The 22180-nt window shown below is 61.7% G+C and carries 19 protein-coding genes; 7 read left to right on the plus strand and 12 right to left on the minus strand.

The genetic code is table 11. The annotated features are described in order from the left end of the window. Positions 1-6: 6 nt before the first annotated feature. The 5 genes from YH63_RS04035 to YH63_RS04055 all read right to left on the minus strand — a co-directional run bounded on the left by YH63_RS04035 (position 7) and on the right by YH63_RS04055 (position 3370). Complete coding sequence (locus YH63_RS04035; protein WP_046828719.1) at positions 7-975, minus strand: NAD(P)H-dependent flavin oxidoreductase; 969 nt, start codon at positions 973-975, stop codon at positions 7-9. Between the two features lie 115 nt (positions 976-1090). Then, a complete protein-coding gene (locus YH63_RS04040) occupies positions 1091-1645 on the minus strand; it encodes a hypothetical protein (RefSeq protein WP_046828718.1) in 555 nt (184 codons plus the stop codon). A gap of 80 nt (positions 1646-1725) precedes the next feature. Next, on the minus strand, positions 1726-2307 hold the full coding sequence (locus YH63_RS04045; protein WP_046828717.1) for a YqaA family protein: 582 nt from the start codon (positions 2305-2307) through the stop codon (positions 1726-1728). A 63-nt stretch (positions 2308-2370) separates the two neighbouring features. After that, positions 2371-2838 (minus strand): phosphoribosyl-ATP diphosphatase, encoded by a 468-nt coding sequence (gene hisE / locus YH63_RS04050; protein WP_046828716.1) that lies wholly within the window; start codon positions 2836-2838, stop codon positions 2371-2373. Between the two features lie 124 nt (positions 2839-2962). Continuing rightward, the gene (locus YH63_RS04055; protein ID WP_046828715.1) at positions 2963-3370 is read right to left on the minus strand and encodes a hypothetical protein; all 408 of its coding nucleotides are present in this window, start codon (positions 3368-3370) and stop codon (positions 2963-2965) included. Between the two features lie 227 nt (positions 3371-3597). On the opposite strand from YH63_RS04055, the gene YH63_RS04060 reads away from it, so the two are divergent. Continuing rightward, complete coding sequence (locus YH63_RS04060) at positions 3598-4629, plus strand: ABC transporter substrate-binding protein (RefSeq protein ID WP_046828714.1); 1032 nt, start codon at positions 3598-3600, stop codon at positions 4627-4629. 39 nt (positions 4630-4668) lie between these two features. On the opposite strand, the gene YH63_RS04065 is transcribed toward YH63_RS04060, so the two are convergent. Further along, positions 4669-4965: a copper-binding protein gene (locus YH63_RS04065; RefSeq protein WP_046828713.1), complete on the minus strand. Its 297-nt coding sequence runs from the start codon at positions 4963-4965 to the stop codon at positions 4669-4671. A gap of 385 nt (positions 4966-5350) precedes the next feature. On the opposite strand from YH63_RS04065, the gene YH63_RS04070 reads away from it, so the two are divergent. Next, entirely contained in the window at positions 5351-8056 is a 2706-nt protein-coding gene (locus YH63_RS04070; RefSeq protein WP_046828712.1) for an autotransporter outer membrane beta-barrel domain-containing protein, read from the plus strand. Positions 8057-8110: 54 nt separating this feature from the next. Here YH63_RS04070 and YH63_RS04075 read toward each other — a convergent pair whose 3' ends face one another. The 3 genes from YH63_RS04075 to YH63_RS04085 form a co-directional block, all read right to left on the minus strand. After that, a complete protein-coding gene (locus YH63_RS04075) occupies positions 8111-9739 on the minus strand; it encodes a fatty-acid--CoA ligase (protein ID WP_046828711.1) in 1629 nt (542 codons plus the stop codon). Positions 9740-9922: 183 nt separating this feature from the next. After that, on the minus strand, positions 9923-10369 hold the full coding sequence (locus tag YH63_RS04080; RefSeq protein WP_170978657.1) for a YybH family protein: 447 nt from the start codon (positions 10367-10369) through the stop codon (positions 9923-9925). A gap of 103 nt (positions 10370-10472) precedes the next feature. Further along, on the minus strand, positions 10473-11066 hold the full coding sequence (locus YH63_RS04085; protein WP_083992643.1) for a TetR/AcrR family transcriptional regulator: 594 nt from the start codon (positions 11064-11066) through the stop codon (positions 10473-10475). A gap of 302 nt (positions 11067-11368) precedes the next feature. On the opposite strand from YH63_RS04085, the gene YH63_RS04090 reads away from it, so the two are divergent. From YH63_RS04090 to YH63_RS04110, 5 genes are all read left to right on the plus strand, one after another. Continuing rightward, on the plus strand, positions 11369-13171 hold the full coding sequence (locus YH63_RS04090) for a glucan ABC transporter ATP-binding protein/ permease (protein WP_046828709.1): 1803 nt from the start codon (positions 11369-11371) through the stop codon (positions 13169-13171). Positions 13172-13472: 301 nt separating this feature from the next. Next, positions 13473-14969: a D-alanyl-D-alanine carboxypeptidase family protein gene (locus YH63_RS04095; RefSeq protein WP_046829764.1), complete on the plus strand. Its 1497-nt coding sequence runs from the start codon at positions 13473-13475 to the stop codon at positions 14967-14969. 310 nt (positions 14970-15279) lie between these two features. After that, on the plus strand, positions 15280-16974 hold the full coding sequence (locus YH63_RS04100) for a long-chain fatty acid--CoA ligase (RefSeq protein WP_046828708.1): 1695 nt from the start codon (positions 15280-15282) through the stop codon (positions 16972-16974). 193 nt (positions 16975-17167) lie between these two features. After that, complete coding sequence (locus YH63_RS04105; protein WP_046829763.1) at positions 17168-17716, plus strand: DUF924 family protein; 549 nt, start codon at positions 17168-17170, stop codon at positions 17714-17716. Positions 17717-17909: 193 nt separating this feature from the next. Further along, entirely contained in the window at positions 17910-19277 is a 1368-nt protein-coding gene (locus YH63_RS04110) for a lipopolysaccharide biosynthesis protein (protein ID WP_046828707.1), read from the plus strand. A 90-nt stretch (positions 19278-19367) separates the two neighbouring features. On the opposite strand, the gene YH63_RS04115 is transcribed toward YH63_RS04110, so the two are convergent. The 3 genes from YH63_RS04115 to YH63_RS04125 form a co-directional block, all read right to left on the minus strand. Then, positions 19368-20156, minus strand: a complete 789-nt coding sequence (locus tag YH63_RS04115; protein WP_046828706.1) for a 3-hydroxybutyrate dehydrogenase — start codon at positions 20154-20156, stop codon at positions 19368-19370. A 13-nt stretch (positions 20157-20169) separates the two neighbouring features. Continuing rightward, positions 20170-21348, minus strand: a complete 1179-nt coding sequence (locus tag YH63_RS04120) for a DUF3734 domain-containing protein (protein ID WP_046828705.1) — start codon at positions 21346-21348, stop codon at positions 20170-20172. Positions 21349-21610: 262 nt separating this feature from the next. Further along, the gene (locus YH63_RS04125) at positions 21611-22120 is read right to left on the minus strand and encodes a CAP domain-containing protein (RefSeq protein WP_046828704.1); all 510 of its coding nucleotides are present in this window, start codon (positions 22118-22120) and stop codon (positions 21611-21613) included. Positions 22121-22180 lie beyond the last annotated feature (60 nt).

The following is a 22180-nucleotide window of genomic DNA, read 5'->3' on the forward strand; positions in this document are numbered from 1 at the left end:
CTGGCTCTAGAGCGGCGCGTCGGCGGCAGCCTCGTATTCTTTCTTGAAGCGCGCCACCAGTTCTGCGACCGGCAGCACCTTGTCGACGCTTCCGATGCCCTGTCCGCTGCCCCAGATTTCCTTCCAGGCCTTCGGCTTGTTGCGCTCGCCGCTGGCATCGGTGCCAAAATTCATCTTCGAGGGATCAGACACCGGCAGATTGTCCGGGTCCATGCCGGCAGCGACAATCGACGGCTTGAGATAGTTGCCGTGCACGCCGGTGAACAGGTTCGAATAGACGATGTCGTCCGCCGAGGATGCAGCGATCATGCCCTTGTAGTTTTCAGGCGCGTTGGCTTCCTGCGTGGCGATGAACGCCGAACCGATATAGGCGAAGTCAGCGCCCAGCACGCGCGCCGCGCGGATGGCGCGGCCATGTCCGATCGCGCCGGACAATGCGATGGGACCATCGAACCATTGCCGAGTCTCCGCCACGAATGCGAACGGCGAGATCGCGCCGGCATGGCCGCCCGCGCCGGCGGCCACCAGCACGAGACCATCTGCGCCCTTCTCGACAGCCTTGTGCGCGAACTTCTGGTTGATGACGTCATGAAACGTAATACCGCCCCAGGCATGCACGGCCTGGTTCAATTCCTCACGCGCGCCGAGCGAGGTGATCACCATCGGCACCTTGTGCTTCTCGCAGACCGCAAGATCCTGATCGAGACGGTTGTTGGATTTGTGCACGATCTGGTTGACCGCGAACGGCGCCGAGAGGCGATCGGGATGCGCCTTGTCGTGCGCCGCGAGTTCTTCCTTGATCCGGTGCAGCCATTCATCCAGCAGCGTTGCGGGGCGTGCATTCAATGCCGGAAACGAGCCGACGATTCCGGCCTTGCATTGGGCGATCACAAGATCCGGGCCCGACACGATGAACAACGGTGAACCGATCGCCGGAATCGAAAGGCGACCTTTGAACAAGGCAGGCATCGACATCAGAAAATCCTCTTCAAGACTGAACCATCAACTGAACCGTCAGGCGCGCGTCCGCGCTGCGGCAAATGTGCCACGGTCTTAGGGGCTACAGCGATTTCTTGAAAGGGGCTTGCGTTTACTGGCAGACCGCCTTGGTGACGAAATTTTCTGTCCGGCACGCGCCCTGGCCCGAAAAATACGCCTTTGCCGAGCATTTTTGAGTGGATTCGATGTCTACGCTCTTGCCCTCGGCGTAACCTTTCTCCTTGCAGAGCTGGTCTGCCGCGCGCTTGCAGTCAGGTGCGCCATTGGCCGCCGCGGGACAAAGCGTACGTCCGCTAGCCATCGACTGGCCAGACAGGGGCGCGATCCGCTTCAGGCTGTCCGTCGCATCCTTGGCGCTGGAGTTCAGCCCGTCGAGCGCCTTTCCCGGACTGGGCAATGCCGAACTCAAACCTGACGCGGAGTCCTTCAGCAGCTTGCCGATTTCCTCGACCAGTCCCGGATTGCTGGCCGGAGGTGCGGGTTCAGGCGCCGGCGGAGCAGCTTGCTGCGATGGTGCGGCCTGAAGCGGTGGCTTGGCCTGCTGCGACCAGGCCGCCGTCGTTCCCCACAGGATCGTGAGGACGGCAACCATCAGGATCATGCGTCCTCGCACGTCCACGAACAGATCGCTGGTGTGATTGGACATGCCCGAGAGTATCCCGCCGCCGCCGCCGGAGAAAGGTCTATGTCCGGCGCGGTTTCGCCACGAGAACGGTGCCGCGTCGATCAGAACAGTCGAAATGCGATGATGAAACCGAGCACCAGCGTGGCGGTGGCAATGATCACCCAGAGGCCGAGACGTTTCTCGATGGCTTCACGAATCCACGTGCCGTAGCGGTTGAGCAGGATCGCGACGATAAAAAACCGTCCACCACGCGCGATGATCGAGAAGACCACAAACAGCAGCAGATTGTAGTCGGCGAAACCGGATGTGATCGTCACAAGCTTGTACGGGATCGGCGTGAGGCCCTTCAGCAGGATGATCCACGCGCCGTATTCGGCGTAGGACGCGCGGAATGCCTCCACCTTGTCGCCGTAGCCGTAGAGATTGATCAGCCACTGCCCGACGCTGTCATAAAGCAGCGCGCCGATGGCGTAGCCGACAACGCCGCCGGCAACCGACGTCACCGTGCAGACCAGCGCGTAGAGCCACGCCTTCTGCGGCCGCGCCAGCGACATCGGGATCAGCATGACGTCGGGCGGAATCGGAAAGAACGAACTTTCAGCAAACGACACAGCTCCCATCAGCCAGAGGGCATAGGGCTTGTCGGCGGCGGCGATGCACCAGTCATACATTCGTCTCAGCATGGCGCGATGAACCACCGTCCGGGTAATTTGTCCATGTGTGGGAACGAGTAATTTAGCCGCTGATTAGCGGCGCTTTTTCAGCCGGCTGCTCTGAAGCGCGACAATTGGTCGCCGCGCAACACTTTCGGAGGCCGATGGTGGCGCAATTTTGGCGGCCGCCTTTGAGGTGGCTCCAGATTTGTCAGAAACCGACTTGGCTGCATGCGGCTTGTCAGCGGACGCTTTCGGCAGTTTTTCGGCGATGCCCTGGACCCGTTCGCGGCGATCCATTTCGGCCCATACGTCTTCCGGGCGAACACCTGCCGCCACCCAGAGAACCGACAGATTGTAGAGCAGATCCGCGCTTTCCCGGATTACCGCATCCGAGTTGCCGTTGACCGCATCGATCACGACCTCGATGGCTTCTTCGGCGAGCTTCTTGGCCATTTTCGCGGGGCCGCGCTGAAACAGCCTTGCCGTCCGCGACGTCGCCGGATCGAGATCCTTGGCCGCAATAACCGCGTGATAAAGCCGTTCTAGCGAATCACTCATGCGTCGAACCTAGATCAAATCCCTCGCCAGCGTGTTAACGGCCGCTCCAACCGGCTGAAAATACTCCCAAAAAGCAAATCGCCGGGATTTCCCCGGCGATCACCCAACGCGATTGGCGCGCCGATCAGTAGTAGCCGCCGCCATAGCCCCCGTAATAGGCCGGACCACCGTAGTAATGCCGTCCGTAATAGGGGCCGCCGCCGTAATAGTAGTTGTCGCGGTAGTAGTCGCGGCGGCGCTGCTCGGCGACGATGGCGCCCATGGTGCCGAGCGCCATGCCCATGAAAGCGAGGCCAGCGGCGTTGTTATTATAGCCGCGGCGCACGGCACGGCGGCGCGCGCGGGAGCTGAAATCAGTGGCTTCGCTGGCGTTCGCAGGTTCGGCAGATGTGGTTTTGGCCGCCGGTGCAGCGGCCAGCGGTTCTGCCTGCGCGGACAGCGGCGGTACAGCCACGGTCAAGACCAGCGCAGCAGCCGTCGCCAGAACAACAGCTCGGGTGAAAGGCGAAGGCGAAGTCTTACGAATAAGCATTTCAACGTCCTCATGGGTCATCCCTGGTCTGAACAGGCCAGTCGGAGGATAACCTTAATCATTACATTAGGTTCCTGAATCCGAATGCAAGCTGAACGACAAAAGGCGAAATTGCGGCAAACTCCGCCCCAAAGGGCCAAAAGGTGACGGACAGGTGCTTGTGTGCCTGTCATCATACCAACACAGCGGATGCTCAAAAACCGCGTCAACAAGACCAAGTGCCGCGCATGCCGAACACCCCGTATCGCCTCCTCCGCAAAACGCTGCTGTCGCTGGCGCTGCTGACGTGCGTCTGCGTCAGCCCCGGGTCAGCCGCGTCGGCTCTGCACTTCTCGTTTGACCGCGCGATCGACGGCGCAGCGGCACCGTTCGTACTCGCGTCCGTCCGAGGGTTGTTTCGCACCGAAGGTCTCACCGTCACCACCGGCCAGGCAACCAGTTCGGTCGACGCCATCGGGCGCGTCGCATCGGGCAGCAGCGACATGGCGCTGGCCGACATCAACGCGCTGATACGCTATCGCGACAAGGAGAACAGCGCGCCGGTCAAGGCGGTGTTCGTGCTCTACAACAAGGCGCCCTATGCGATCATCGCACGCAAGAGCCGCGGCATCGCGACCATGTCGGATCTCGAAGGCAAGACCATCGGCATCGTCGACGGCGACCTCGCAGCGCGGCTGTGGCCGGCGATGGCGCGCCTGAACAACATCAAGCGCGACAAGATCAGGACCGAGAAAATCAGCGCCGCGGTGCGCGAGCCGATGCTCTCGGCCGGTCAGTTCGATGCGGTGACCGGATTCTCATTTCTGTCGGCGATCAACCTGCGCGACCGCGGCGTCCCGGCAAACGATCTGGCGGTACTTCGGTTCTCCGATTTCGGCAGCGAGGTCTACGGGCATGCGCTGATCGTCAATCCGAAATTCGCGGACGCCAATCCGGACGCCGTGAAAGGTTTCGTGCGCGCGACCATCGCGGGCATCCGCCTGAGCCTCAAGGATCCGGCGCGCGCGATCGACGATGTGCTCCTGCAGATGAACGGCGGTTCGCGTGACGTCGAACTCGAGCGGCTGCGCGCCGTACTCAACGACAACATCGTCACCGACGAGGTCAAGCGGAACGGCCTCGGCGGCATCGAACCCGGCCGTTTCGATGCGGGCATCAGCCAGATCGCCGACGATTACGAATTCCGCAAACGTCCGTCAGCCGGCGACATTTTCGACGACAGCTTTTTGCCGCCCGTGAGCGCGCGCAAGGTCAACTGAGCCACGCAACACAGCACTGTCGTATTGGGGTTCGAAGATTTATTGTTTCTGGAGTTTCGTGATTGTCTTCATTCCACCCGCTTCCGTGGTGGAATAGGTGACCTTATCACCAACATGCACGGCATCCAGCGACGAGCGATCTTGTGCCTTGAATTCTTCCGCAGCGCCGCCTGCACTCGCTCCGACGGTCCCACTTTGCTCCTGTTGGATAGCGATCGTGCCTCTGATCCGGTCAATTTTCGTAATCATTCCCGTCAGGGCTTGTTGGGCCAAAGCCGCCGAACTGATGATCGTGAGCACCGCAGTAACGGCCAAAACGATGTTTGCGATTTTCATGGCAGTCTCCGGTTTTTTGGATATGCCCGACAAGCTGCGGTGGCCCGATTGGTTCCTCCGAGGGCGGCGATACAAATAGTCCGCGTCAGGAAATCGCACCCAGTCCGACAGCGCCAACCGGACAGGCCGACGCCGCGCCGTGCGATGTGACAAACCGCCGGTTGGAGCGATGCTCCGCTGGTATCCGAGCTTTCCAATTCAGCGGAACCTCATTATGCTCCCCGTGATTGTGGGGCTGGTTTTGGAAGTCATTGCATTGTGACCGCGATTGTCGCGATTGCGAATGCCGTGATCGCAAACATCTTGGCCAAAAATTCAGAATGACTCCCGCGCACAGTTAAGGTGTGCGGCGGATTTTTTATTGTTGATTTTCGGGGTACTGGGAATGACCGGCAAGAACAAGACAGCGGCGAAACTCTCGCCCAGGCTGCGGATGGGTTTTTTGGTCTCGACAGCGTTTGCGACCGTGCTGATGGCGGGCGAAGCGGCCCGCGCCGCCTGCGATCCCGCCGCCGCCAACAACGTCACCGCGACCTGCACCGGCACCACCAGCAACCAGGGCGCCGGCGCTCCCGGCACCAGCCTTGCGTTCAACGGTTACGGCCAGCAACTCCTCGATCTCAATGTCACGATCGTGCCCGGGGCAACGGTCGCCGGAACCGTCGCCGGCATCCGTGCCAATATGGCGACTGTCGCCAATTCCGGCACCGTCACCGGGGGCGTCTTGGGCATCTATGCCTCCACCACCGCCAACGTGATCAATTCCGGAACCATCGCAGGAGGAACCTTCGAAGGCATCTTTGCCACCATCGCCAATGTGACCAATTCGGGTGCCATCATCGGCGGCGGCGACTACGGCATCCGGGCCGACAACACGGCCACTGTATTCAATTCCGGCTCCATTTTGGGACTCAATTACGGCATCGCCACCACGACCACCGCCACTGTGACCAATTCCGGCAGCATTTCGGGAACAGGAGAGACCGGCATCTACGCCACCACCACCGCCACTGTGACCAATTCCGGCAGCATTTCAGGGGGCAACTACGGCATCCAGGGCAACACGACCAATGTGACCAATTCCGGCTTCATTTCGGGAACAGGCCTCTACGGCATTTATGCGGTCAACACAGCCACCGTGAGCAACTCCGGCTTCATCACCGGCGGCGACCACGGCATCCGGGGCAGCACAGCCAATGTGACCAATTCCGGCACCATTACGGGAATAGACCTCTACGGCATTTATGCCGTCAACACAGCCACCGTGAGCAACTCCGGCTTGATCACCGGCCGCGACTTCGGCGTCTCGGCCCACAACACCACCGTCACCAATTCCGGCATCGTCATCGGCAACTACGGCATCGCGGGCGCCACCACCACCGTGGCCAATTCCGGCACGATCAGAGGAATAAGCAACGACGGCATCTATGCCGCCACAACGGCCAATGTGACCAATTTCGGCAGCATTTCGGGGGGCAGCACTGGCATCCAGGCCGACACCGCCACCGTCACCAATTCCGGCAGCATTTCGGGGGGCAACGTCGGCATCTTCGCCCAGACAGCCATCGTGATCAATTCCGGCAGCATTTCGGGCGGGGCTGGCATCGTCGCCCCCACCGCCGCCAATGTGACCAATTCCGGCTCCATTTTGGGACTCAACTACGGCATCACCGGCACCACCGCCAATGTGACCAATTCCGGCACCATTACCGGAGGCATCAACGGTATCGGCGTCCCTACCACCGGCAACGTCACCAATTCCGGCACCATCATCGGCACAGGCGGCACGGCGATCCGCTTCAACGCCGGTGGCACAGCCGCCTCCGACAGCCTCAATATTTTGCCCGGTGCACGCTTCGGCGGGCTGGTGAACTTCGGCGGCGGCGCAGACAAAGTGACTTTTGGCGCGGGCAACTGGATTCTCAACACCGCGAGCTTCGATGCCGCGCTCTCCACCGTCACCACGTCGGGCACGCCGTATGTCGTGACACCAAACCAGATCATCGTCGCGGATCTTTCCGGCTTCGGCGTCATGAACCGCGCCGTGATGGATATCACCGGCTGGATTGCGTCCGTGCTGCCCGACACGCCGGTGTTCGAGCCGGCATCGGGCGGTGCGGCTAATGCTTTCGCCGCCATCGAAAACGCGGCACCTCGTTTTGACCACGCCTTTGGCACCGTGTCCGAAGCCATGGTCGTCAGAGCGATGGCCTATGCGCCGACGACGCCGGTGTTCAAGGGTGGTTCGGTCGCCGACAATGAAGGCAACAGCGTCTGGGCCAAAGGCTTCGGCGGACGGCGCGAGCAGACCACTGACGGCAGTTTCATCGGCAGCGTGACGATCGGTTATGGCGGCGCCTTCGGCTATGACCGGCAGATCACGCCCGATACAAAGCTCGGCGGCTTCATCGGCGGCAGCACCAATGAGACCGCACTCGACCTCAATGCCGGCCGCTTCGACACCGACACGCTGTTCGGCGGGCTCTATGCCCGCAGCTTTTTCGGCGCGACGTTCCTCGATCTGGCACTGATCGGCGGCAAGCTGAACAACGAGTCAAAGCGCAACATCGGCGGCGGGCTCTCCTTCGAAACCGCCAGCGCCTCATACGATGGCTGGTTCGTCAATCCCTCGCTCGCGCTCGGCCATCGCTTCGCGTTCGATCACGGCGTCACGGTCACCCCCGCGCTGAAAGTGCGTTACGTCGCCGCGCAGTTCGGCGGCTACACCGAGACCGGCTCCAGCGCCAATCTCACAGTGGGCGACCGCAACATGCAGGCGTTCGAGGAGCGTGCGGAGGTGACGCTGGCCAACAGCCATGCCTTCGACAATGGCAGCCGTCTTGGTGTCCGCGTCACCGGCGGCGTGCTGGCGCAGCAGCGTACCGGCGACAACACCGTCAACATCGCGCTGGTCGGGCAGAACTTCATCGCCGCGACGCCGGACAAGCAGAACGTGTTCGGCGTCTACGGCGGCGCGGGTCTGGACTGGCAATTCGGGCGCATGGCGCTGTTCGCCGCCGGTGAAATCACCGGCATGAACGACAATGTCACCACCTTCACCGGCAAAGGCGGCGTGCGCGTGGCGTGGTAGGCGCTACGCTTTATAATCAAGCGTAGCGCCCTGCGCTCCAACCGCGCAGCTGTTTCACGATGCGGCGTTCGGGAAGCGATAATCCTTGAACCGGTCGCGCAGCGTCATCTTGTGGATCTTGCCCGTTGCGGTGTGCGGAATATCGTCAACGAAGGCGACGTCGTCAGGCATCCACCATTTGGCGATCCTGCCGTTCATGAAACTCAGGATGTCGTCACCAGTGGCACCGTTCTCCTGCTTGAGACGCACAATCAAAAGCGGTCGCTCGTTCCACTTCGGATGATGAACGCCGATGACAGCAGCTTCTGCCACGGCGGGATGTCCCGCCGCGAGATTTTCCAGATCGATCGATGAGATCCATTCGCCGCCCGACTTGATCACATCCTTGGAACGGTCGGTGATGCGCATGTAACCGTGCCGGTCGATGGTCGCGACGTCGCCGGTGTCGAAATAGCCTTCATCGTCGAGGATATCGGTATCGACCCGGTAATAGGCCTTCGACACCGCCGGACCGCTGACCTTGAGCCGCCCGAATGTCTTGCCGTCCCAAGGCAACGTTTTTCCGTCGTCGTCGGTGATCTTCATCTGCACGCCGAACGGCGGAAAGCCCTGGGTCTGCAGGATATCGAGCCGCTCTTCCCCCGTGAGTGTTGTGAACGGCGGTTTCAGCGCGGCGACCGTGCCGAGCGGGCTCATTTCCGTCATGCCCCAGCCGTGGCGCACCCGGATGCCCATATCGACAAACGCCTTGATCATGGAGCGCGGCATCGCCGAGCCGCCGCAAGCCACCGTTTTCAGATCAGGCAGCTTCAGTCCTTCGGCGGCCATGTAGTTGAGAAGCATCTGCCACACCGTCGGCACGCCGACTGTGAATGTGACCTTCTCGGCGGTGAGTAATTCGTAGACCGAAGCGCCATCGAGCTTTGCACCAGGCATCACCAGCTTTGCGCCCATCGATGGAGCGGAAAAAGCGGCGCCCCAGCTATTGGCGTGAAACATCGGCACCACCGGCATGACGGTATCGGCGGCGCCGGTGCCGAGCGAGTCGCCGGCATTGGCGATCAGTGCATGCAGTACGTTGGAGCGATGCGAATAGAGCACGCCCTTCGGGTCGCCTGTGGTGCCGGAGGTGTAGCACATCGCCGCTGCGGTGTTCTCGTCGAACGTCTTCCAGGCGAAATCGCCGTCGACCGTACCGATCCATTCTTCGTAGGAGACCGCGTTCTTCAGCTTGGTCTCCGGCATGTGCGCCCGGTCGGTGTAGATGATGTAGCGCTCAATGCCCGGCAGCATCGGAGCGATGGCCTCGAGCAGCGGCACGAAGGTGAGATCGATCATCACCACCCGGTCTCCGGCGTGATTGATGATCCATGCGATCTGTTCCGGGAACAGACGCGGATTTACCGTGTGGCAAACGGCGCCGATGCCCATGATGCCGTACCAGGATTCCAGATGACGCCAGGTATTCCAGCCTAGCGTCGCAACGCGGTCGCCGATCTTGAGGCCGTCCTTGTCCAGCCGCTGCGCGACCTTCAGCGCGCGGGCGCGTATCTCGCGGTAGTTGGTCCGGTGAATCGGCCCTTCCACCGAACGCGTGACGACCTCACTGTCGCCATGGATAGCGGCTGCGTGATCGATGATCCGATTGCACAGCAGCGGCCAGTCCTGCATCAAACCAAGCATGCGAAAACTCCTCTGACGTTTCTGTCGTAAGGACGAACGCGAACCCCGCGCCTCAAAGAGCCAGCCGTCTTTGAGGCGCATCCGTTCGTCCCGCGCCCGAGCGGGCGCGTGGCCGGATCAAAAATTGATTTTAGGGAGCCAACGGATCAGCGTTGGCAAAGCTCATGAGAGCCGGTTCAGCAGTCAGTTCTGATTTCTGCTGGCATCAAGGCCGGCGCGTGTGAAGGCATCGACCCTTTGAGCGCCGTTCACATAGACGTTCTTGCTGGTCACTTCGCCAGCCTGGTTCACAGTGAACACATCAAGCATCTCGATCTTGGCCGTGAACGGCTTACCGGCTGTATCGACGAGGTCGATGATCATCAGCCATTCGAAAACCCAGAAATCGGCGCCGAAAAGCATACGCCCTTCTTCAAACCTGAATTCAACCGTGGCGAATAAATTAGCACAGTACTGCCGGAGAGCTTCACGTCCCTTGATCGGCTCTGCTCCGTCGTGCACCCAGAAAATCGTATCCTCGGAATGAAGCGACGCGATCAGATCCGGATTCCGCGTCTTCCACCCGACATGGTAACGGGCAAACAACGCCTGCGTATCAAGGCTCTTTTCAGCCAGTTGCGCTCTCGACATTTCATCCTCCCATTGTGTTTTGTTATGGAGGATCATTTACCGACTGGAAGTCTGTAAGTCAAGAGATTTGAAAACTGCGTGTTCGCGGCGGCGCGGAGATTCCTCACGAGTCCTTTTGAAGGCCGTACAGCATGCTTCGCAAGGTCGCGCAGTAAACGCGCGCAACCGCGACCGGATTGTCGGACGCGCCGGTGGCCAGCGCAGCTTCCATGATGGCGCCTGTGACAAGCCGCGCCGCAGAATCGATCTGCTTGCGGGACGCTTTCGGCCCCATGATCGCCACGAGACCGCTGTGGATCGCCGCAAAGAAGTGACGGTCGTCCATTTCGCGCCACCGCTGCAGGCCCATGACAACAGGCCCATCGATCAGAATCAGCCGGCGCAATCCAGGCTCGCTCGCAGCCTTCAGGTAAGCGTAGGTGTTCATCGCGATGGTTTCGGGCGTGCGCGGACCCTTGTTGGCTGCAAGGCGCGAATTGAGCTGGCTCGCCAGTTCCGCCTGCACGCGATCGAGCACCACCTCGAAAATGGACTGCTTGGACGAGAAGTGGTGATAAACGCCGCCCTTCGCGATGCCGGCGGCAGCGGCGATATCATCGATGCTCACGGCTTCGAATCCGCGCGCCATGAAGAGCTTACGAGCCGCGCTCACAATTCCATCGATTGTCGCTGCTGATCGTTCTGATTGCCGAGCCATCGCTTCACATATCCAGGACTATTCTGCCGATACGCGTCTTCGGCATCACAACGTCTTACTTTGTTCAGTTCAAAAACTCACTATCCGCGTTGCAAACGCCGTTACATGCCTGCAGTTCTCATGTAGGTGACATTTCGCGCCGTCCGCAGACCAGCGATCCGTTCCCCGCCGCCACTAAATGCCCGCAAAATCAATTGAGTGCATAACGACGCCGCTCGTTCCCCTCCCGCTCTGTATTCGCCGGCGATCCCCGGCTAAGATGGATGCCCTTTTGCTGAAATCAGACTTGCAAGGCTGTCCCTTTGATCCGTCTTTATGTTCGTGTTCTTGAACTGCTCGGCAAGGAAGCCCGGCTCGGCTGGTTCCTCGCCGCTGCAAACCTGATGCTTGCGGTGGCGCAGTTTGCCGAACCGGTCCTGTTCGGTCGCATCATCGACGTGCTGTCGGGAAAGCCGAGCACTGACACGATTTTCGGCACTATCACGTCGCCGTGGGTTCTGCTCGGCGCATGGGTGGCGTTCGGACTGTTCACGATCGTCTGCGGCGCCTTCGTCGCCCTGCATGCGGACCGTCTCGCGCATCGTCAGCGTCAGGCCGTGCTCACCGATTACTTCGAGCACATCATGCAATTGCCGCTCACCTTTCATACCGGCACGCATTCCGGGCGCCTGATGAAGGTGATGCTGCAAGGCACGGATGCGCTGTGGCGGGTCTGGCTCAGTTTCTTCCGCGAGCATTTCGCGTCGATCGTGTCCCTCGTGGTGCTGCTGCCGCTGTCGCTGTACATCAACTGGCGGCTCGCGGGCCTGCTGTTCATCCTGTGTATCGTTTTCACGATTCTGACCACGCTGGTGGTGCGCAAGACCTACGGCCTGCAGATGGAGGTCGAGGAGCATTACGGCGACCTCGCGGCCCGCGCATCGGACGCGCTTGGCAACGTCGCGCTGGTGCAGAGTTTCGTCCGCGTCGATGCCGAGGTGCAGGGGCTGCGCGGCGTTGCCGACAAGTTGCTGTCGGCGCAACTGCCGGTGCTGTCGTGGTGGGCGCTGGTGGCCGTCATGACCCGCGCCTCTACCACCATCACGATTCTGGCGATCTTCGTGGTCGGCATCATCCTCAACAGTCAGGGACAGGCGAGCGTCGGCGAGATCGTGATGTTCGTCTCCTTCGCCACCATGCTGATCCAGAAGCTCGAACAGGTCGTGAGCTTCATCAACAGCGTCTTTATGGAAGCGCCGCGGCTGCGAGAGTTCTTCGACGTGCTCGACGCGGTTCCCGCAGTGCGCGACCGGCCCGATGCCATCGATCCCGGCCGCCTCACCGGCCTTGTGGAATTCAATGACGTCTCGTTCTCCTATGACGGCAAGCGGCCCGCCGTCGAGGATGTCTCCTTCACTGCATTGCCGGGACAGACCTTCGCGCTGGTCGGCGAGACAGGCGCGGGCAAGTCCACGGCCATCGCGCTGCTGCACCGCGCGTTCGATCCGCAGTCCGGCTTCATCAAGATCGACGGCATGGATGTGCGCGGCATGACTCTGACGGCGCTGCGCCGGAATATCGGCGTGGTGTTTCAGGAAGCGCTGCTGTTCAACCGCTCGATCGCCGACAACCTGCGGGTCGGCAAGCCCGACGCCACCGACGAGGAACTGCGCGCCGCGGCCGAGGGCGCCCAGGCGCTCGACTTCATCGAGCGCAGCGATCTGAAGTTCGACACCAATGCCGGCGAGCGCGGACGCATGCTGTCCGGCGGCGAACGCCAGCGCCTGTCGATCGCGCGCGCGCTGCTGAAGAATCCGCCAATCCTGATCCTCGATGAAGCGACCAGCGCGCTCGACGCGGTCACCGAAGCGAAGGTCAATGCCGCGCTCGACACCGTGATGCAGGGCCGCACCACCTTCGTGATCGCCCATCGGCTGTCGACGATCCGAAATGCGACACGCATCCTGGTGTTCGCCAACGGCAAAGTGATCGAAAGCGGAACGTTCGATGAACTCGTCGCAAGCGGCGGCTATTTCGCCAAGCTCGCGAAGGCGCAGTTCATGGTTCAGGACGAGACCCGCGCCCATTCGCCCGCGCTGACGGCGGCCACGGCATCAAAGGCGTAACCTGATAAGGAACCGGACACGTCAAGAAGTGTGGGCATCGTCGAATTTTGGCCCATTTCATGCTTGATTGAGCCTCAAGGCCCCTGTTCGGAACCGCTCGCTCCGGTATAAGTATCGAGCCTGGTGACGCATCTGATTTGACCATCCGGATTGCCTTTCGAACCCGCATGCAACACGCCGAGGAGACTATGGTTTCATTCGCCGCAGGCGTGCTCTCAACAATCATCGGAATCCGGTAGTGGTGCTCGTCCCTGCCCCGTTCCGGCTTGCGGCGCTGCGTCCGTTTGCGCTTGCGGCGGCGATGCTCATTGCAGCGATCATGGCAACAATCGCGCCGCGCACGGCGCAGGCCGAAGCGCTGCTGGTGATCGAAGCCGACACCGGCAAGGTGCTTCAGGCTGAAAACGCGACCTATCCCTGGTATCCCGCGTCCGTCACCAAGATCATGACGGCTTACGTCACGCTGAAGGCGGTGAAGGAAGGCCGCATCACGCTCGACACGCTGTTCACGGTATCGCCCACGGCGGCCGCGCAGCAGCCTTCGAAGATGGGCTTCCGGCCGGGCACGCAGGTCACCGTCGACAATGCGCTCAAGATGATGATGGTGAAGTCGGCCAACGACATCGCCGTCGTGCTGGCCGAAGGCGTGTCGGGCTCCGTCGACAATTTCTCTGCGGAAATGAACAAGACCGCGCAGCGGCTCGGCATGACGCAGACAAGCTACGTCAATCCGAACGGCCTGCCTGCGGAGGGACAGGTCACTTCGGCTCGCGACCTCGGCATTCTCGCGCGCGCGATCATCCGCGATCTGCCCGAGTACGAATATTACATGCACATTCAGGCCATCAAGTTCGGCCGGCGCGTCACCGCGAACTTCAACAAGCTGATCGGCCGCTATCCCGGCGCGGACGGCATGAAGACCGGGTTCATCTGCGCATCGGGTTTCAATCTCGTCGCCACCGCGACACGCAACAACAAGCGGCTGATCGCCGTCGTGCTCGGTGCGCAGTCGTCGTCGCAGCGCACGCTCAAGGCAGCGCAGTTGCTTGAACGCGGCTTCGGCAGCAACAAGCTCACCTGGCTCAAGCCGTCGCTTGGCACCGTCGATGCGCTGGCGCCGATCGACGCGTCGCCGCCAAACATGCGCGACGAGATCTGCGGACCGAAGCGCAAGCGGCCCGCCGCCGAGAACGAGGAAGACGATCCCGACATCCAGGCGGATAACAACAACGATTCCGGCGTCTCGATGTTCACGGCCGGCCTTCAGGGCCCGACCATGAAGGTCTCCGACCTGCTCGCGATGCCGGCTGCCACCACGACGCCAGTGATCGTCTATACCGGCCCGGCCCGCACCGGCGCGGCCATTCTTGAGGCCGATGCCGCCGAAGCCGCCAACCAGGCAGCCTCGGTCGCCAAGCGGAAGAAGGGCGCGAAGCCGAAGGTTGCCGCCAAGCCGGATGCCGGCACGCCTGCGAAGCCCGAGAAGAAGGACGAGAAGACCGCGGCAAAGCCCGAGGCCAAGCCGGCGGTATCGCCTCCGAAGCCGAAGACCGCCGCGGTCACCCCGGCGGCCAAGCCCGCCGCCAAGCCGGCAGCAAAGCCTGAGGCCAAGCCCGCGGCGGCGAAACCTGCGGCCGCCAAGCCTGCTGGCGACAAGCCTCCCGCCGCCAAGCCTGCTGCCGCCGCAAAGCCTCCGGCCGCGGCCAGTTCCGCAGCCAAGCCCGCTGCCGCTCCCGCCGCCAAACCGGCGGCCAAGCCAGCCGCCCAGCAGAAGCCTGACGCCGCCCCCCGCGGTTAGAGTCTGATCCATTTGCTTGACCAGATTCAATCCCCGTTCGTCCCCGCGAAAGCGGGGACCCACGCTTTTGAGAGCTGGATTCCCGCTTTCGCGGGAATGAGCGGAATTCTCGACTAAGCCCGACCCATTGTGCTTTGCGGAATCCGCTGCCTCCAAGAACCGGCGCACGCAGCCGCCGCTGCGTCGTTACCACGCACAGGCTTGCTATGGCCTCCCGCTTTGCTCAATACTTACTTCAATACTTGAGAACATAGCCCGTGCACCCCGCCACAAGACGGGGGCCGTCAGGAAACCAGCGAGGGGAATAACCATGGAACGTATCTGGCTCAAACAATATCCGGCCGGCGTGCCTGCCGACATCGACGTCAATCAATACCCGTCGCTGGTGGAACTGCTCGAAGAGAGCTTCAAGAAATTCGCCGACCGCAAATCCTTCATCTGCATGGACAAGTCGATCACCTATCGCGAGCTCGACGAAATGTCGGCGGCGATGGGCGCCTATCTGCAAAGCAAGGGCCTGCAGAAGGGCGCGCGCGTCGCCATCATGATGCCGAACGTGCTGCAGAATCCGGTCGCCTCAAGCGCGATCCTGCGCGCCGGCTACACCGTGGTAAACGTCAATCCGCTCTACACCCCGCGCGAGCTTGAGCATCAGCTCAAGGATTCCGGCGCCGAGGCCATCATCATTCTGGAGAACTTCGCCAGCACGCTGGAGAAGGTGATCGCCAAGACCAACGTCAAGCACGTGATCATGGGCACGATGGGCGACCTGCTCGGCTTCAAGGGCGTGATCGTCAATTTCGTCGTGCGCAAGGTCAAGAAGATGGTGCCGGCGTATTCGATCCCGAACGCCGTGCCGTTCAACGACGCGCTGTCGGCCGGACGCAAGCTGAAGCTGAACAAGCCGAAGCTGACCGGCGACGATGTCGCGTTCCTGCAGTACACCGGCGGCACCACCGGCGTGTCGAAGGGCGCAACGCTGCTCCATCGCAACATTCTCGCCAACGTGCTGCAGAACGACGCGTGGCTGCAGCCGGCGTTGAAGAAGCCGCCGCATGTCGACCAGATCTTTATCGTCTGCGCGCTTCCCCTTTACCACATCTTCGCGCTGACCGCGTGCTTCCTGCTCGCGGTGCGGGCCGGCGGCGTCAACCTCCTGATCCCGAATCCGCGCGACATGGCGGGCTTCGTCAAGGAGCTGGCGAAGTATCAAGTCAACAGCTTCCCAGCGGTGAACACGCTCTACAACGGCCTGCTCAACACGCCGGGCTTCGACAAGCTCGACTTCTCCAAGCTGAAGAGCTGCTTCGGCGGCGGCATGGCCGTGCAGAAGCCGGTGGCCGACAAGTGGACGCAGGTGACCGGCGTGGCGCTGTCGGAAGGTTACGGCCTCTCTGAGACCTCGCCGACGCTGACCTGTAATCCCGCAGACACCGACAAGTTCTCCGGCTCGATCGGCATTCCGGTGCCGTCGACCTATATCTCGATCCGCGACGACGACGGCAACGAAGTGCCGCTCGGCGAGCCCGGCGAAATCTGCGCCAAGGGACCACAGGTGATGGCGGGCTACTGGAACCGTCCGGAAGAAACCGCGAAGGTGATGACCGCCGACGGCTTCTTCCGCACCGGTGACATCGGCATCATGTCGCCCGACGGCTACACCAAGATCGTGGACCGCAAGAAGGACATGATCCTGGTCTCGGGCTTCAACGTCTATCCGAACGAAGTCGAGGAAGTGATCGCGAGCCATCCCGGCGTGCTCGAATGCGCAGTGATCGGCGTGCCCGACGCAAAGTCGACCGAAGCGGTGAAGGCCTTCGTGGTGAAGAAGGATCCGAACCTCACCGCGCAGGACGTCATCAAGTTCGCTGCCACCGAGCTGACGGGCTACAAGGTGCCGAAGCACGTCGAGTTCAGGACGGAGCTGCCGAAGACCAACGTCGGCAAGATCCTGCGCCGCGAACTGCGCGACGAGAAGCCGAAAGCCGCCGCTGCGGCGAGTTGATCGGGACTGAAGCAGCAAATTGCTTCCTCATGGTCGTCCCCGCGAAAGCGGGGACCCATACTCCCTGAGCCATCGATCTTGCGCGTGATGCCCGCGCGACTTCTTCTCTGATCAACACCACCAACAATGGTTATGGGTCCCCGCTTTCGCGGGGACGACGTTGATGGTTCATTTTGACGAGCGCATTATCTGCATGACTGATCCCCTCATCTCCCCCGCCGACATCCTCACGTTCTGGCGGAACGCCGGATACGAGCGCTGGTACACCAAGGACGATGCGTTCGATCAGGAACTGCGCGACCGTTTCATGGCGGTTTGGGAAGCGGCCCGCGACGGCAAACTGAGCGCGTGGCAGGACACCGACGAGGGCGCGCTGGCGCTGCTGATCGTGCTCGACCAGTTTCCCCGCAACATGTTCCGCAACGATGCGCGCGCCTTCTCGACCGACGCCCTTGCCCGCGCGGTGGCTACGCGGGCCATTGCGGAAGGCCGCGACCTGCGCACCGATGCGGTCATGCGCGCCTTCATCTATCTGCCGTTCGAGCACTCCGAGGACATGGCGGATCAGGAACGCAGCATCGCGCTGTTCACGCCGCTCGGCGCGGACAGCCTGAAGTGGGCGGTGCTACATGCCGATATTATCCGCAAGTTCGGCCGCTTCCCTCATCGCAACGCTGTGCTAGGACGAACCACAACGCCGGAGGAAGCTGCGTTTCTGAAGGACGGCGGGTTCGCGGGGTAGGTGGGGTAAATCCCATCGTCATTGCGAGGAGCGGAGCGACGAAGCAATCCAGTCTTGCTTGTCGCCTCTGGATTGCTTCGCTTCGCTCGCAATGACGGCCTGCGGCTAGCCCACCCAACCAAATCTTAACGAATCCTTGCTAAGGCGCATCCTGCCCCACGAGCGGGAATCAGGATCGAGTGCCGTGACCGTCATGCCAGCTGATAGCGCGCCTGAAGCGAAGCCCGCGGGCTTGATCGCGCGGCTGCGCGGCGTGCTCACTGGCACCTCAGAGGCCTCGCTGACCAAGCGGCTCGCCGGCACCGTCTTTCTCATTCGCGTGCTGAGCGCAGGCCTCGCCTATTTCTCGCAGGTGTTGCTCGCGCGATGGATGGGCGGCTCGGACTACGGCGTCTACGTCTATGTCTGGACCTGGGTGCTGTTGCTCGGCAGCGTGCTCGATTTCGGCATCGCCGTGTCTGCGCAGAAAATCATTCCCGAATACCGCGCCAGCGGAGAACTCTCATTGCTGCGCGGCTTTCTGTCGGGCAGCCGCTGGATCACGTTGGCGGCGTCCACCGCGATCGCGCTGGCGCTGGCCGCACTGGTGAAACTCCTGTCGCCGTGGATCGATGCGAACACGGTGAGTCCGCTCTATATCGGCTGCCTCACCCTGCCCGCCTTCGTGGTCGCGAACACACAGGACGGCCTCGCGCGCTCTCATGACTGGATGCGCCTCGGCCTGATGCCGCAGTTCATCGTACGGCAGACGCTGATCATCGGGTTCACCGCCGGCGCCGTCGTGCTCGGCATGAACCTCGGCGCGACTGCCGCGATGATCGCCAGCGCCGCGGCGGTGTGGATCGCGATGCTCGGCCAGTTGATCGTTCTCAACCGCCGCCTGAATGCGAGCGTCGATCCGGGTCCGAAGACCTACGATTTCCGGAACTGGCTGAAGGTATCGCTGCCGATCATGATGGTCGAGGGCTTCTACCTGCTGCTGTCCTACACCGACGTGCTGGTGCTGCAGCAGTTCCGCTCATCGGAAGAAGTCGGCGTCTACTTCGCCGTGGTCAAGACGCTGGCGCTGGTATCGTTCATTCACTACGCGATGTCGGCCACCACCGCGCATCGCTTCAGCGAGTATCATGCCTCCGGCGACAAGGAGCGGCTGTCGGCCTACATCGCCCACGCGATCAAGTGGACGTTCTGGCCGTCGGTCGCGGCGACCGCGGTGCTGCTGGCGCTGGGCAAACCGCTGCTGTGGCTGTTCGGCCCGCAGTTCACCGCCGGCTACGGCATCATGTTCGTCGCGGCGATCGGCCTGATCGTGCGCTCCGCCATCGGCCCGGTGGAACGGCTGCTCAACATGCTGGGTCACCAGAACATGTGCGCGCTAGCTTATGCGCTGGCGTTCCTGGTCAACCTCGTGCTGTGCGTATTGCTGGTGCCGAAGTTCGGCGGCTACGGTGCCGCCGCCGCAACCTCGATCGCGCTGGTGTTCGAGACGATCCTGCTGTTCTGGATCACCCGACGCCGTCTCGGCTTTCACGTGCTGGCGTTCGGAAGGCGCCGGGATTAATCCCTCATCTCGTCATTGCGAGGAGCACTTGCGACGAAGCAATCCAGCTTGTTGCTCTGGATTGCTTCGCTTCGCTCGCAATGACGAAAATTACGCCGCCGTCCAGCCGCCATCGATCGACAGGTTCGCGCCGGTGATCTGTGCGGCATCGTCGCCGCACAGGAACAACGCGAAGGCCGCGACCTGCTCGGAGGTAACGAATTCCTTGGTCGGCTGCGCCTGCAGCAGGACATCGTTGATGACCTGCTCTTTCGTGAGGTTGCGCGCCTTCATAGTGTCGGGAATCTGCTTTTCCACCAGCGGGGTCCAGACGTAACCCGGCGAGATGCAATTGCAGGTGATCTTGTGGGTTGCCAGTTCAAGCGCCACCGTCTTGGTCAGGCCCGCAATGCCGTGCTTGGCGGACACGTAAGCCGACTTGAAAGGCGATGCGACCAGTGAATGCGCCGACGCCGTGTTGATGATGCGGCCCCAGCCGCGCTTCTTCATGCCGGGCACCGCGGCGCGAATGGCGTGGAATGCCGAGGACAGGTTGATCGCGATGATGGCGTCCCATTTCTCGAGCGGAAACTCCTCGACCGGCGACACGAACTGGATGCCGGCATTGTTCACAAGGACATCGACCGAGCCGAAGGTCTTTTCGCCGAGTTCGATCATGCCGGCGATTTCCGCGGGCTTGGCCATGTCGGCCGGCGAATAGGCGGCCTTAACGCCAAAATCCTTCTCGATGGCCGCGCGCTCCTTCTCGATGTCGGCCGGCGTGCCGAAGCCGTTGAGCACGACATTGGCGCCTGCGCCTGCGAAGGCCCGCGCATAGGCGAGACCAATGCCGCTCGTCGAGCCCGTGACCACCGCCGTCTTGCCGGAAAGAGTACCCATTATTCGCTCCTGTTCACTTCTTGATAGTCAGCAACTCATTGTCGCAAAGATCGTAGGTCACCATGGACTCGCCGGATTGCGGCCGGTTCAGCCATTCCCGATGACTCATGGAGGTGTAAACATCGCGCTCGCCCGCGGCCCAGTGCTCGACCATTCCGAGCCGGGAAAAATCGTAATCCTTCGACGAGGCTTCGTGCGTCTTGCTGCGGTAGATCAGATGAACCACCGTGACGGTGTTTTCCTTCGCCGCTTCATTGAGCGTGGCGACCAGCGGATCGCCCTTGAAGCTGTCCGGAAGCTTGGCGATCAGTTCGCGCACCGCCTTCTTGGCGTCGTGAACCTTCTTCGCCTTGTCGGTGTTCATGCGGGTGCGGCTGGAATAGCGGATGTCCTTCTCGCGCTCGGCCGCCTCGGCCAGCGTCTGCGGCAGCGGGCCGCGCGCACTGAACAGATCGACCTGAAAGATCAGCAGATCGCGGGCCGTCTCGGCATCCAGCACATAGTCCAGCGGCGTGTTGGACGCGACGCCGCCGTCCCAATAGTGGTCGCCCTCGATCTCGATGGACGGAAAGCCCGGCGGCAGCGCACCGGACGCCATGATGTGCTCCGGCCCGATCTTCTTGCCCATCTTCCTGAACGCGACATTGTCGAAATATCTGAAATTGCCGCTGGTGACGCTGACCGCGCCAACGCTCAGGCGGATCTTTGCCTCGTTGATCAGATCGAAGTCGACCAGCCGCTCCAGCGTCGCGCGCAGTGGCGTAGTGTCGTAGTAGCTCTGCGATTGCGGGCTGCCCGGAGGCCACAGCAGCGCGGGCGGGACGCGAGGCGTAAAGAAACCGGGAACGCCGAAGGTCGCGATCAGCGCAGCGCTGGTCTCGTTGAAAACCGAGCGTGCATGATCGCCTTGCACGAACGGGCTCCAGGGCCGCGGCGAGGCCGACGACACCATTTCCCAGAATTCCTTGAGTTTGCCGACGCGCTTCTCCCGCGGATTGCCGGCGATGATCGCGGCGTTGATCGCGCCGATCGAAATGCCTGCGATCCATTCAGGTTCGAAATCGTGATGGCAAAGCGCCTGATAGGCCCCGGCCTGATAGGAGCCGAGCGCGCCGCCGCCTTGCAGCACCAGCACGCGCTGGGCCTGCGCGGGAATCGTGGCAGCGGGTTTATCGGGGGAACGTTGATCCATAAGCCATCACTGAACTAGTGTCCCGTATCCGAGGTTCGCTTCGCTTTGCAGCGCTCTCCGAGCGAACCTCGGATACGAACGGACACTAGCAAACTATAATTCTAGTGATCCTTTGGTTCTGACATTCGTAAAAGCGCCCGCGAAGGATATGATACGAATGTCAGAACCGGATCACTAGCATCGTGGAACCGATGCTGCAGTACGGTGGCCTCTGTTCGCAGCCGCGTCAATTGGCCAAAACGAGGGGAACGTCACAGAAGATTTATCTGGAATCCGGTGCGGCAAGGATCAGCGTCCAGAACACCTTGTATTTGGTATTCGGAACATAGGTCGCGGCGATGCCCATTTTTGTGACACCGCTTGTCAGCATATTGGCCTTATGGGGCGGCGAATCCCGCCAGCCCGAGAAGGCTTCCGCCAGGGTGTGATAACCGGCCGATACGTTTTCGACCGCCTTGGTGGCGTCGAAGCCCGAGGCCTTGATGCGCTTGTCGAGGGTACCGGCGACATTGTGGTCGAGCTTGTTGCGAGCGCCCATCGCCTGCGACTGGGTCTCTGCCGCCTTCATCAGCAGCGGATCGACCTGGACCGCGCCGAGGCCGTTGTTCTGCCGGTAGCCGGAGATCATCGAGGCCGCGACGTTGGGGTCGAGCTTCGCACCGGCACTGGCCATGCTGAGATAGAATGCCGGCTGCTCGGTGGACGTGTCGCCGCCCGTCCCACAGCCGCTCAAAATCGTCAGCGCCAGAATGGCCCCCGCCACGCGTATCATATGATTCCCCAACCCCTAGTGTCCTGAATCCGAAGTTCGCCGCCTTTCCAGCGCACTCCG

This window comes from Afipia massiliensis, from assembly GCF_001006325.2.
Lineage (GTDB): Bacteria > Pseudomonadota > Alphaproteobacteria > Rhizobiales > Xanthobacteraceae > Afipia > Afipia massiliensis_A.

Excerpts from the sequence above, each read along its gene's own strand:
- YH63_RS04055 (WP_046828715.1), bottom strand. The coding sequence starts at position 3,370 with ATGCTTATTCGTAAGACTTCGCCTTCGCCTTTCACCCGAGCTGTTGTT.
- YH63_RS04120 (WP_046828705.1), bottom strand. The coding sequence starts at position 21,348 with ATGGATCAACGTTCCCCCGATAAACCCGCTGCCACGATTCCCGCGCAG.
- hisE (WP_046828716.1), bottom strand. The coding sequence starts at position 2,838 with ATGAGTGATTCGCTAGAACGGCTTTATCACGCGGTTATTGCGGCCAAG.
- YH63_RS04105 (WP_046829763.1), top strand. The coding sequence starts at position 17,168 with ATGACTGATCCCCTCATCTCCCCCGCCGACATCCTCACGTTCTGGCGG.
- YH63_RS04125 (WP_046828704.1), bottom strand. The coding sequence starts at position 22,120 with ATGATACGCGTGGCGGGGGCCATTCTGGCGCTGACGATTTTGAGCGGC.
- YH63_RS04060 (WP_046828714.1), top strand. The coding sequence starts at position 3,598 with ATGCCGAACACCCCGTATCGCCTCCTCCGCAAAACGCTGCTGTCGCTG.
- YH63_RS04035 (WP_046828719.1), bottom strand. The coding sequence starts at position 975 with ATGTCGATGCCTGCCTTGTTCAAAGGTCGCCTTTCGATTCCGGCGATC.
- YH63_RS04115 (WP_046828706.1), bottom strand. The coding sequence starts at position 20,156 with ATGGGTACTCTTTCCGGCAAGACGGCGGTGGTCACGGGCTCGACGAGC.
- YH63_RS04095 (WP_046829764.1), top strand. The coding sequence starts at position 13,473 with ATGCTCATTGCAGCGATCATGGCAACAATCGCGCCGCGCACGGCGCAG.
- YH63_RS04075 (WP_046828711.1), bottom strand. The coding sequence starts at position 9,739 with ATGCTTGGTTTGATGCAGGACTGGCCGCTGCTGTGCAATCGGATCATC.
- YH63_RS04045 (WP_046828717.1), bottom strand. The coding sequence starts at position 2,307 with ATGCTGAGACGAATGTATGACTGGTGCATCGCCGCCGCCGACAAGCCC.
- YH63_RS04085 (WP_083992643.1), bottom strand. The coding sequence starts at position 11,066 with ATGGCTCGGCAATCAGAACGATCAGCAGCGACAATCGATGGAATTGTG.
- YH63_RS04040 (WP_046828718.1), bottom strand. The coding sequence starts at position 1,645 with ATGTCCAATCACACCAGCGATCTGTTCGTGGACGTGCGAGGACGCATG.
- YH63_RS04100 (WP_046828708.1), top strand. The coding sequence starts at position 15,280 with ATGGAACGTATCTGGCTCAAACAATATCCGGCCGGCGTGCCTGCCGAC.
- YH63_RS04110 (WP_046828707.1), top strand. The coding sequence starts at position 17,910 with ATGCCAGCTGATAGCGCGCCTGAAGCGAAGCCCGCGGGCTTGATCGCG.
- YH63_RS04065 (WP_046828713.1), bottom strand. The coding sequence starts at position 4,965 with ATGAAAATCGCAAACATCGTTTTGGCCGTTACTGCGGTGCTCACGATC.
- YH63_RS04070 (WP_046828712.1), top strand. The coding sequence starts at position 5,351 with ATGACCGGCAAGAACAAGACAGCGGCGAAACTCTCGCCCAGGCTGCGG.
- YH63_RS04080 (WP_170978657.1), bottom strand. The coding sequence starts at position 10,369 with ATGTCGAGAGCGCAACTGGCTGAAAAGAGCCTTGATACGCAGGCGTTG.